The sequence below is a fragment of the Pirellulales bacterium genome (assembly GCA_036490175.1).
Classification (GTDB): Bacteria; Planctomycetota; Planctomycetia; order Pirellulales; family JACPPG01; genus JACPPG01.
On record DASXEJ010000377.1, the window covers coordinates 1 to 10,777 of the forward strand.

Below are 10,777 nucleotides of genomic sequence, written 5' to 3' on the forward strand. Positions count from 1 at the left end.
CCGGCCCGCGTTGTCGTAAGAATAGACGGTCTTAAAATCCGGGGCTTCGGCTTCGGAGATGCGCTCCTTTTGCACCACGTTGCCATCGGCATCGTAGCTGTAGATAAAAGTGCCGTCGGACTGGAGTTGGTTGCCGGTGGTGGTCGTCGAAGTGCTGGTTTGCAGGGTGTCGGTGGCGGCCGTGCCGGTGGTCGTGGTTTGGCGATTGCCGGCCGCGTCGTAGGTATAACTTTCGTTGGCCCAACAAAAACTCTTGCCGCTTGCTTTCGGCAAGCGTGGCCCAAACCCCGATGCAGGTTGGGACTTAAAGCGGCGATGACCGGGCGCAGGCCGGCCTTTGGGAAATTTGCGCCCAGAGGGGGTTTCCCGGCTAAATCTGCGATCGCGGCTGACGCGAGCGTGCGGGCTCATGCCCGGGATTTTACCCGATCAGGGCGAGCGCTGCGCCTTGGCCGGATGGGTGGCCGTATGGATTTCCTTCAGCTTTTGGATGCTGACGCGCGTGTAGATTTCGGTCGTCGTCAGCTTCACGTGGCCCAGCATGGCCTGGATGAAGCGAATGTCCGCGCCGTTCTCCAACATCAGTGTGGCCATCGTGTGGCGGAACAGGTGGCAACTGCCGCGCTTGCCGATATCCGCTGCGTTCACGTAGTCGCGCACCAGTTGGGTGATATTGTTCGGCGTGAACGGCTGGCCCGTGTGCGTCAGAAACACCACGTCGCCAGCCGTATCGCCGGCCAGCAAGCGTGGCCGCACTTGGCGCAGGTAGCGTTCGATCCAGCCGAGCGCCCGCTCGCCGATGGGAATCATCCGATCCTTGCGCCCCTTGCCTTGTCGGACCATGACCGTGCCGCGATCGGCGTCCAGGCTGTAGAGCTTGAGCCCAATTAGCTCCATGCGGCGAATGCCGGTCGAATAGAAGGTCTCCAGAATGGCCCGGTCGCGCAGGCCCAGCGCTTCGGTGACGTTGGGCATGCTGATGACCCGCTCGGCCTCGCTGGCGCTTAGCACGAACTTGGGCAGCCGGCTTTCCAGCTTCGGCAGTTCGATTTCGCTGGCCGGGTTGTAAAGCACGTGGTTGTTCTTGGCCAACCACTTGAACCAGGCGCGGATCGGCAGCAGCCGACCGTGTTGGCTGCGGAAGCTGAGCGGGTCGCCGTCCTTCTTTCGGTAGTGGTACAGATACCGCTGGTAGCGCTCAATCATCGGCTTGGTGACTTCGCCCGGCTCCATGATGCCCCGCTCGGCGCACCAGTCGATGAAGTAGTTCAGGTAGACCTGCCGGCCCACCACGGTCTTGTCTGAGTAGTTCTTGATCCGCATCCATTCCAGGAACTCATCCAGCATGGCTCGCATGGTTTTTCTCCAGCTACGACGTGGCGGAAATTTCTTGGTCCAGATGTGCGGTTTGAATCACTTTCGGTGCGGAGGGCTGTTGAGCCGTTTCGCCATTGGCAGTTGCGGCGATTTTCGAGGGCCGACAACGCCCCGACTTGGCCCCGACTTGGGGCCGACCGCGCCCCGACTTCTGCCCGTTTACCCCCGACCGCTCAGCGTCGTACCCGCGTAAGCGGTCCACGTCGATCAGCCTCGCCAGGAACCGCTTGCCGGCGTCGGGTGGCGGGTCAAACAGCAATTCGTAGGCAAACGATTGTCCGCGACCACCTCGGTGGATCAGCAGGTATTCGAGTTCCTCCAGCCGCTTGAGATGGACCTTCAACTGAGTGTGACCCCAACCCGTGGCTTCACGGATATCACGGCGGCCGAAGCGATAATCGGTTCGGTCGATGCCTTGGCGCTCGCAGGCGGCCAATACCAGATCGTCAATGAGGCCCAGTAGCCGCCGGGTCTGCGGTGGCAGTTCATCGACCGAACGGCCCAGCACTTCGCTGGCCAGCCGGTTGGCGATGGCGATATCGTCTAGCGTGACTTCGATGTATTCGACTTGCCGGTCTTCATGCACGACGGTCTGAATCGGCCGCTGGAACTGATGCAGCAGGGCAATGGCCCGGATCAGCGTCAGATACTTGACGTGGTCGCGGCGCGTGCGGGTCTTGTCATCCAGGAAGGTCAAGGCTTCGGCGTAGGGGTTGGCCACCAGCAGCGGGCGCAACAGCCGCTGGGCGTTGCGGTGTAGCGTCAAAGTCTGTTGCCGCTCTTGAGCGGACAGCAGCCCGGCCAGCGTCTGCCGGCGGCGTTGAAGTTCGTGAATGGCCTTCGTCTGTTCGCGGTCTTCGTCGACCGAGAGCACCACGCAACGGTTCAATAGCTCTTCGTCGATCTTGATGGCAGTGGTCGTGAGGAAGATCATCACCGGACCTTCGACCCGGTATTCCTGAGTGACCAGCCGGCCGGTTGCGGCGTCCTTGCCCGTGCTGGCAATCATCAGTTCGCCTTCGCTCTGCAAGAGCTTGAGCGCGTAGCTGGCCTGCTGGGCGCCCTCTTCCTCGACAATCGCGAGGATTTTGTGCCGGAGATTGGTCTCGCCGATGTAAAAGAGCGCTTGGCCAGTCATGGCCGAATACTTGACCTGCTCTTCGGGCGGCACGAAGGCCAGCACGGCTTCCATCAGCGACGTTTTGCCGGCGGCCGACGACGACTGAATGACAATGGCCAAAGGCTGGTCGAGCTTGCGGCTGACGGCTGCCAGGTAGCCGACCAGTTTGTTGGTGGTCTCGCCGATCAAATCGAAATCGGCCACGATGCGGTCGAGTAGCTGCGGGTCGCGCAGCAGGGCCAGAGCGGCGGCCTTTTCGTCGTCGGTCATGCTGGGCGCTGTTTCCTTGACTTCCGTCAGGCGGCTGATCTGATCGTCCTGGAGTTCCTCCAGCTTCAGCAGCACGCGGCCCAAGTCCTTCTTGATGGTCTGCTCTTCCACGGCCAGTTCGATGGCGGCTTGCGCGATGAACTGCCGGCGATGCCGAGCCGAGTACAGGTCGAACGAGTCGACAAACATGCCGGATTCGGTTGAGGCCAGTACGTTGACTTTGAGTTGGTCGAATGAAAGATTCTTGGCCAGCCCGCGCACGCGATAGCGCCGATGGCCAAGGTGCATGACGACTTCATCGCCACGCTGATCGGCTTCAATGTCTTCGGGCGCTGGCGGGAGCGGAGAAGCTGTAAGAATGCTGGCAGGCGGTTCGGGCTCGGCAACCACGTCGGCTGGTGGTTCATCGACTTCAATTGCGGGCAGCAGGATGGCCGGCGGCTGACCTTTGCCGAACCATTCCGCTCGACGAATGAGGGCACCGAGCGCGCCGGCCGGATCGTCGAACTGCAAAGCGTACGCATTGGCGTCGATGCCGGCCGGCAGCTTGATTTGATGAACGTCGATGCCGGCTGCCAGCAGCCTATCGGCGATGCTCTCGGCAATGACGAGCACGCGCTTGATGCCGAACTCGGCGAAGGCTGCCAGATGGTCATCGGTCAGCGCATCGGCGCCCAGCGTGCAAGTGACATTGCGGCAGCCGGCATTCCAGAACGTCAGCGCATCGAACAGCGAGGGGCAGACAACGACTTCACTGCCGGCCCGGAATGCCTGAATGTTCCAAACGCCTTGCCGCCGGGCTGAGAGATACGTGTGCAGCGGGGTTCCCGCGCGGAGCCGGGCGCCGATCTTGCGGCCGTAGATATCGAGCACGCGCCCGCTGCCATCGGCCGCCGTGATCGGGATCACAATCGAGCCGCTGAAATGTTCGTGGCCGCTGGATCGGAACAGGCCGAGCGCTTCCAGCTTGGCGCGGATCAGCTTGCCGGCTTTGAGTTGTTTGCCGGGCAGCTTGAGCCCCAGCGTGCGATCCGCGTACCCGATGCGGAATTGGTCGATCGCTTCGCCGTTAGTGATGCCACGCCCACGCAGATAGTCGAGCGCTTCGGGGCTATCTTTCAGCCGGTGGTGGTAATAGTCGAGAACTTGCGCGAGAAGCTTTTGGTCGTCAGCTTGCGGGTTGAAATCAGCCATCGGGCGATGCTCCAGCTATCGCCCTCCGATGGCGCACGAAAAAAGGGAACGTCCGCACCTTGACTGCTCGCCAAACCTCGACCAAGAGGCAGATAGAACAGCGCAAAGCCGGACGTTCCCAGTCTCCGGGAACGCGGTCCGATGCGCTGCTTCTATCTTCAAGGGCGTTGTGCGCCCAGGTTGGTCGTTTTGGCGAAGCAGCAGCTTGACGCCCGTAGGCGTCGAATCAGGTTGTCAACGTCAATCTTACGCGGGCAGCACATCCCTCTCAAGGCGAACAGCGAAGAGAGAAAAACCTCGTGCGACAATCTTCAATTCCTGACGGCAGTGGCAAATTTGGCGAGGGATCGCTTCTGCACATCCTGCAAGAAGTAGTTCCACCGTCCTGACTTACATCCAACGTCGTACGACAATGCAGGCGATACGTAACGCCTAGAATGGGGCGATTTAAGTCGCTCGCAATTGGGCTCCGATGCTAACCAACGCTGCTTTCCTTCCGTTGGCTATTCAAAACATCGGAGACTTATGCCGAACCACACTGAGCGAAGCGACGTGGAGCAGATTCGACGTGCAGCAGAGAACATTCTGGCGCGCATCTGGCAATGCGGTGGCGTGGTGGAATTGCGAGCCCTGAATACATCTCAGGGGATCGTTTCCGGCTATTTCGACGGCGACCACGAAGAAGACTTCCTTAAAGCGGCCGCCCAGTGGAGCGGTCGTAGTCATGGCGTTTACACGACCCTGAACCCAGTCCGTCGCGATTGCCTCGCGCGTGCTGCAAATCGTGCGACCGTTTACGCGAAGACGACGACCGGCGACGCTGAGATTACGCATCGACTTTGGCTGCTGGTCGACACTGACCCAACGCGGCCGAGCGGTATCTCCGCGACGGATGAAGAACACAACCTGGCGTTGAAACGAGCGATTGAGATTCGCTCATCTCTTTCGAGCAAGGGTTTCCCTGATCCGCTGAATGCCGACTCCGGGAATGGCGGGCACTTGCTTTATGCAATCGACTTGCCGGCCGATGATGGTGGCTTGGTGCAAAGATTCCTGCAAGCGCTTAATCACCAGTTCGGGGACAAGATCGTCGGCGTTGACTTAAAGGTCCATAACCCTTCACGAATATCGAAACTGTATGGCACGCTGGCCTGCAAGGGCGATAGTGTGCCGGAACGGCCGCATCGACTCGCTAGACTAATCGATGTGCCCGCAAGCCTCGAAGTGGTTCCGCGCGAGTTGTTGGAATCGATCGCGATGCCAGCGGCCACCGCAAAGTTGCCGGCCGGCGGAATTCCGGCGGTCACAGGCGCGCAGTTCGATGTTCCCGGATACCTTCATGCACGGAACGTGCTTACCGGCAAGTCAAAAGCTCTTGGCGATGGTGCCACGCTTTGGGAACTAGCGCGCTGCCCGTGGCGCCCGGCGGAGACTGATGGCGGCCCATTCGTCATCCAGTTAGCCAATGGCAAAGTCACTGCTGGATGCCACCACAGTCATTGCGATGGGAAAGGCTGGGATGACCTGCGAGACTTGATCGATCCAGGCTGGAGAGATGCAAATGACAAAAAGGGTTCGAGGAAAGGCCCTTCAGTTGCCCAGCAAATCGTCGCCCTTGCAGCCGGCGATGAATTGTTTCACACGGCCGAGAAAGAAGCCTATGTGACGACGATCGTCGGCAATCACTGCGAGACTTGGCGGGTCAACGGAGAAGCATATCGCTTGAATCTACGCGGCCGCCTACACGAGACAGGAATTGTTGCCAACAAGAGCGCTTTGGACGATGCAGTGGCCACCCTCGAATCTAAAGCGATCTTCAGTGGCCAACAGCATTGCGTCCACGTTCGGACGGCGCAGCACGACGGCCACCTTTATATCGACTTGTGCAACGAAGCATGGGAGGCGGTCGAAGTCAGCAGCGAAGGATGGCGGATTGTCGCAGAGCCACCGGTCAGATTCGTACGCAATCCCGGCATGGCGGCGCTGCCGATGCCAGTTGAAGGTGGCAACGTTTCGCAATTGCGAGAGTTTATTAACGTCACCGATGCGGATTGGCCCCTCACCGTTGCGTGGTTAATGGCTGCACTTCGACCGACTGGCCCGTATCCGATCCTTCTGATAAATGGCGAGCAGGGGAGTTGCAAGAGCACTACTTGCCGGCGGCTTCGCTCGTTGATCGATCCAAACACCGTACCCTTGCGAGACATGCCCAAGAACGAGCAGAACCTGATGATCTGCGCTAAGAACGCGCATGTCATCGCATTGGACAATCTGAGTTCTGTATCAAAGGAGATGTCCAACGCAATGTGCCGCGTTGCGACCGGGGGCGGCCACAGCGAGCGGAGCCATTACTCGAATGATGCCGAAACACTTTTCTACGCCGTACGACCACAAATGCTCAACGGCATCGCCGATATTGCCACGCGAAGCGACTTTCTTGACCGTTCGCTTTGGATCTGCTTGCCCATTGTACCCAAGTCGGCTCGTAAGACGGAAAAAGAACTCGACGAACGGTTCGCGCAGGTTCATGCATCGGTCTTCGGTGCATTGCTCACGGCGGCGGCCCACGGCTTAAAGCAACTGCCTGAAGTCGAGCAAATGCAGTTCGATCTACCCCGTCTGGCTGATTTTGCCCACTGGATCATTGCAGTCGAGTCGGCATTGGGCTGGGAGCCGGGAACCTTCATGCGAGCGATGGACCGCAACCAAAATGAGTCGCACGAGTTGGCAATCGCAAGCTCGCCGGCGGCAGAAGCGGTTCGCAAGCTTATCGTGGCCACGGTTCGATACGACGGTACTTGGACCGAATTACTGAAGAAACTCATCACGATCACGGACGAATCGACTAAGCGGCAGGAGGGTTGGCCCAAGAATGTGGCGGGACTTTCATGCAAAATACGCGAGAGTGCGCCCAATCTCCGTGCGACCGGGATACAGGTGGAATTCTTTGACAAGGAACGTCCGAAGCGCGTGACCTTGCAATACGCGATGGCAAACCAGCCGGTTTACCAGCAGAGCGGCGGTGGTGCTGCATTGCCGGACATGGGCCTGTATATGGCCGTGGCGATGGTGGCCTGTTTTGCCAATGACCCATACGACGTAGTTGAGTCAACATTGAAAACGCTTGTCCGGTTCTGGATCGCGCCGCCGGTCGTCGCCGCCGTCGCGGCTTCGTCGCTTTCGTTGTCAAATTGCGACGGAGCGCAAGTCCTTCGTGATTTGTAATTAGCGTACTGCTACGCGGCAATCCGTCGCTCCCGTCGCTGTTTTGTGCTTTTTTTCAACTGAAGAAGAGAAAGAAGAAGCACAAGCTTCGCTCAAGTTAAAGCGAAAAATAGCGACGGGAGCGGCCGGGAATGGGCAGCATCATCGTAAGTGATGCGTCCAGTGGATGTTACACTCTGTCGCAGAATAGTGATTGCGTGCGACATACTTGCGACGGACGCACGACGGACGCGGCGAGCCTGTGCCACTTCACGCGCGGTTACATTTCCACGTCGCAGGCGGGTTTACAGTCACGCTAGACCGCCTGGCAGCCCCGTAAAGCGCTTCTGCGATGCGAGTATGTCCCGCAGACGCTGGTCTGCGCGAAGCATTGGAAAGCCTCAGGCGGCGCCACAGCCGACACCCCGCAAGCTGCTCTCCGCCTCGCTTCACTACCCGGCCGCGACCGATCAGGCACGAGGTAACGAGTTACTGGCTTTTCGGACAAACCCTCGAATTCGACGCAATCGAAGCCGCATTTCCAACTATTTAATTCAGCGGCGGTAACTCGGTAACTCGCTACGGGCTCCAGCTTCTCGGCCGGCCATGCAACCGCTACGACCTGACTGCCGCGTGGATCCAAACGTCCGTCTGTGTCCAGAATCGCCATGCTTGCCTGTTGACATACATGCCAGATGACATAGGATTGAATTAGGAAAGCACCAAGCCGCTGGCAGGTTCAACTATGCGAGTCATCGTCTACGCCCGAGTCAGCACGGTCGATCAAGCCGACAACGGCATCAGTCTGGATGCCCAGCAGGCCAAGCTGGCCGCTTATGCCAGCCTGTACGACTTGGAGGTTGTCGAAACGATCGTGGACGCTGGCGAGTCTGCCAAATCGCTCGGCCGGCCCGGCCTGCAACGAGCACTGAGCCTGCTGCGATCTGGCAAGGCTGACGGGTTGGTCGTCGTGAAACTGGACCGCCTGACGCGCTCGGTCGCCGATTGGCAGACGCTGATCGATGGCTACTTCGGGGAGAAGGCCGGCAAGCAATTGTTCAGCGTCGCCGACAGCATTGATACTCGCACGGCCGCCGGTCGGCTGGTGCTGAACGTCTTGCTCTCCGTCGCGCAGTGGGAACGCGAAACGACTGGCGAGCGGACCCGCGAGGCGCTCCGGCACAAGATTCGGAACGGCGAACGCTGCGGCAAAGTGCGATTCGGCTTCGACCTGGCCGCCGATGGCAAAACTTTGCTGCCCAACGCGGTCGAGCAGCAGGTCATCGTGCTAATTGGTGATCTACGATCAGCCGGCCGCACGCTTCGGCAAATTGCGGCTGAACTCACCGCTCGACGTATCGCGACGAAAGAACGCAGTTCGACCTGGACACACACCACAGTCGGCCGCATTCTGAAGCGAAAGGCGGCGTGATGAAACGCAATCTAGTCGAGCAACTGCGGAAGGCCATCGCCGACAGCAGCCAGACTGAGTATGCCCTCGCTAAAGGCAGCGGCGTCAGCCAGTCGATCGTCAACCGATTTATCAAGGGCGAGCGTAGCATCGGCCTGGAGACTGCCGCGAAGCTTTGCGAGTACCTGAATCTCGATCTGGTTGCACGTCGCTAAAGAGCTAACCCGGGTGGGGTTAATCTCGTACCCCTGCCCAAGCCGCTATGACGCTGGCCTATGGGGAGCCGTTGAGAAATTGGTAACTCGGTGTGGGAAGCCGTCGACGCGTCGTTGCGAGAAGCGTTCACTCACGATTCGCTGGACCGGGACACCGGGACACCGAAACCGGAACGTTTGCCTCATTTTCGTCGCAAGATTGCTCAAGCGGCGAACTCCTCATCAATCAGCCGCTTGTAGCCCTTGAAAAGGGCAACGGCGGCGCCTTCGCCGTCCGTAAGCTTGTCATAAAAGAGCGGATCGCCAACCCATTCGTCGAAAGCGACAATCGGCATCGGCAGCCCGGCCGAACCGACAGCGTAAATGCCTACGCGCCAAAACGACGAGAGCCGATTGTCAACAATCCGAAACAGCGGCGATGGATTCCACACCGGGTAGTAGGTGTAGTCGCCATCACAGATGTAATACCAAATATGCCCAAGATAGTAAGTGAATCCGTAAACGACGTATTGCGTTCCAACCCCCAGGGAGAACATTCGGTCGCGGCGAAGCCCAAGCTCGGGCCGGATCAGTTCGTCAGGCAGGCCACTGGCGCAATTTGAGATGCACTCGATCTTCATATCTGCAAGCAACCCTATGTCATAGGAAAAATTCTTGCGTACCCCGCTGCCCTAATAGGTTCTACGCGAGCGGCAAGAACCGCGGAACAACTACCCGCCAACAGCGATGCGTCACCGGCCGCGACAAAACAGCCGACTTGTGGCGACCCTGACGGCAAGCTGCGTAGCCCCTGGCGCTAGCACCTCGGCGCTCGGCCCGTTCCAAGCACGGCCCTAAGGGCTCTTAAACTTAAACTGGCTCGTTACCCCGGTTGTTGTGTTCTTCATGTAATGCACAACTATTGCAGTACCATCGGGCGAATAGTGGACAACTTGCATCTTCACCCAGCCAGGTCCCTGGTACAGGGGGTCGCCAAAAGGACCGGCCATTATCACAGTGCCTCCGCCAGCCTGTGCGTCCTGCATCGTGAGCTGCTCTGCAAGGTTCGCCGGCCCGCGGCCCACGATATTGCCGCTGTTGTTGTGGACAAGTGTTTCGCTCGTCCCAACCGCGTAGCAGTGCAGATCCTCTACCTGCAAATTATAAACCATTCTCGACGCCGAAGCAACATGCAGCGCGGTCACCGGCAGCCGCCGGCCATCCTTAAGCAGCAGCGTGTCACCCAAACAAAGGTCTTTGGCATCAACCCATCGGCCCGGAACCTTCGCGTTCGCGGGCGCCTCCTCGATATGGTCAGGGCGCGGACGCGATTCAAGCGCCTCGCCTTCAATCACCCAGAACGGATGCAAGTCAGTAGCTGTGATTTCCTCGCCGTTAACGGTCACGGTAACCAAGTCGCCATTGTGTTCAAATGTGTAAGTTTCGAGCACCGGCCGGAGCTTCCACGATGCCGACGTGAGGTCAAAGGCCCAGACCATGTCACCGGCCTTGATGGTTTCGATCGGTCGCAGGCCGTCTGCGGTCGAGACGGGTGTTCCGGCCGGGAAGCAGTTCGAGTAGTCGGACGTTAGGCTGGCGATGTACGCGTCGTCGATCGTCGACACAACATTTCGGCTATATGCGGACACCGCGGCCGACTCTGTGTTAGCTAGCTGCCGAAGCCCGTTGACCGTTATGACACCGGCGGCCGGCGCTAGGTCTGCTACCGTGCCGAGTGTTTTCCCGTACTGCCCATAGCCGAGGGAATCGGCGGCCCCGCTGGCAAATTGATACCGATACGACTGGGCCACTTGGCCCTGGTTGAACTGCGCTTGGGTGACGGGCAGATTGTTGTAGGACTTCTGCAAGTCGTCGACTGCAGCGCCCAAATACAGGATTCCGCCGCCCCCGCTAAGGACAGTGGCGCCGGCGGCGAGCGCCGTATTGACGAAGCTCATCCCAAAATTTAGCTGCTTGTTGTTGTTAAAGCTTTCCCATGCCGCCTGG

The 10,777-nt window shown here is 59.2% G+C and carries 8 protein-coding genes; 3 read left to right on the plus strand and 5 right to left on the minus strand.

What is annotated here, in order from left to right; genetic code table 11:
• The 3 genes from VGG64_28695 to VGG64_28705 form a co-directional block, all read right to left on the minus strand.
• A partial coding sequence (locus VGG64_28695; GenBank protein ID HEY1603614.1) for a hypothetical protein occupies window positions 1-273 on the minus strand: 273 nt, incomplete at its 3' end.
• 156 nt (window positions 274-429) lie between these two features.
• On the minus strand, window positions 430-1,356 hold the full coding sequence (gene xerC / locus VGG64_28700; GenBank protein HEY1603615.1) for a site-specific tyrosine recombinase XerC: 927 nt from the start codon (window positions 1,354-1,356) through the stop codon (window positions 430-432).
• Between the two features lie 13 nt (window positions 1,357-1,369).
• The gene (locus tag VGG64_28705) at window positions 1,370-3,961 is read right to left on the minus strand and encodes a hypothetical protein (protein HEY1603616.1); all 2,592 of its coding nucleotides are present in this window, start codon (window positions 3,959-3,961) and stop codon (window positions 1,370-1,372) included.
• 525 nt (window positions 3,962-4,486) lie between these two features.
• Here VGG64_28705 and VGG64_28710 point away from each other — a divergent pair.
• From VGG64_28710 to VGG64_28720, 3 genes are all read left to right on the plus strand, one after another.
• Window positions 4,487-7,186, plus strand: coding sequence for a hypothetical protein (locus VGG64_28710; GenBank protein HEY1603617.1), 2,700 nt, complete (start codon window positions 4,487-4,489; stop codon window positions 7,184-7,186).
• A gap of 724 nt (window positions 7,187-7,910) precedes the next feature.
• A complete protein-coding gene (locus VGG64_28715; protein HEY1603618.1) occupies window positions 7,911-8,597 on the plus strand; it encodes a recombinase family protein in 687 nt (228 codons plus the stop codon).
• The gene (locus VGG64_28720) at window positions 8,597-8,791 is read left to right on the plus strand and encodes a helix-turn-helix transcriptional regulator (GenBank protein HEY1603619.1); all 195 of its coding nucleotides are present in this window, start codon (window positions 8,597-8,599) and stop codon (window positions 8,789-8,791) included. The genes VGG64_28715 and VGG64_28720 overlap by 1 nt, the downstream gene beginning before the upstream one ends.
• 203 nt (window positions 8,792-8,994) lie before the next feature.
• On the opposite strand, the gene VGG64_28725 is transcribed toward VGG64_28720, so the two are convergent.
• Together VGG64_28725 and VGG64_28730 are read right to left on the minus strand one after the other, a co-directional pair.
• Entirely contained in the window at window positions 8,995-9,411 is a 417-nt protein-coding gene (locus tag VGG64_28725; GenBank protein ID HEY1603620.1) for a hypothetical protein, read from the minus strand.
• A 213-nt stretch (window positions 9,412-9,624) separates the two neighbouring features.
• On the minus strand, window positions 9,625-10,777 hold a 1,153-nt coding region (locus VGG64_28730), incomplete at its 5' end, for a polymorphic toxin-type HINT domain-containing protein (protein ID HEY1603621.1).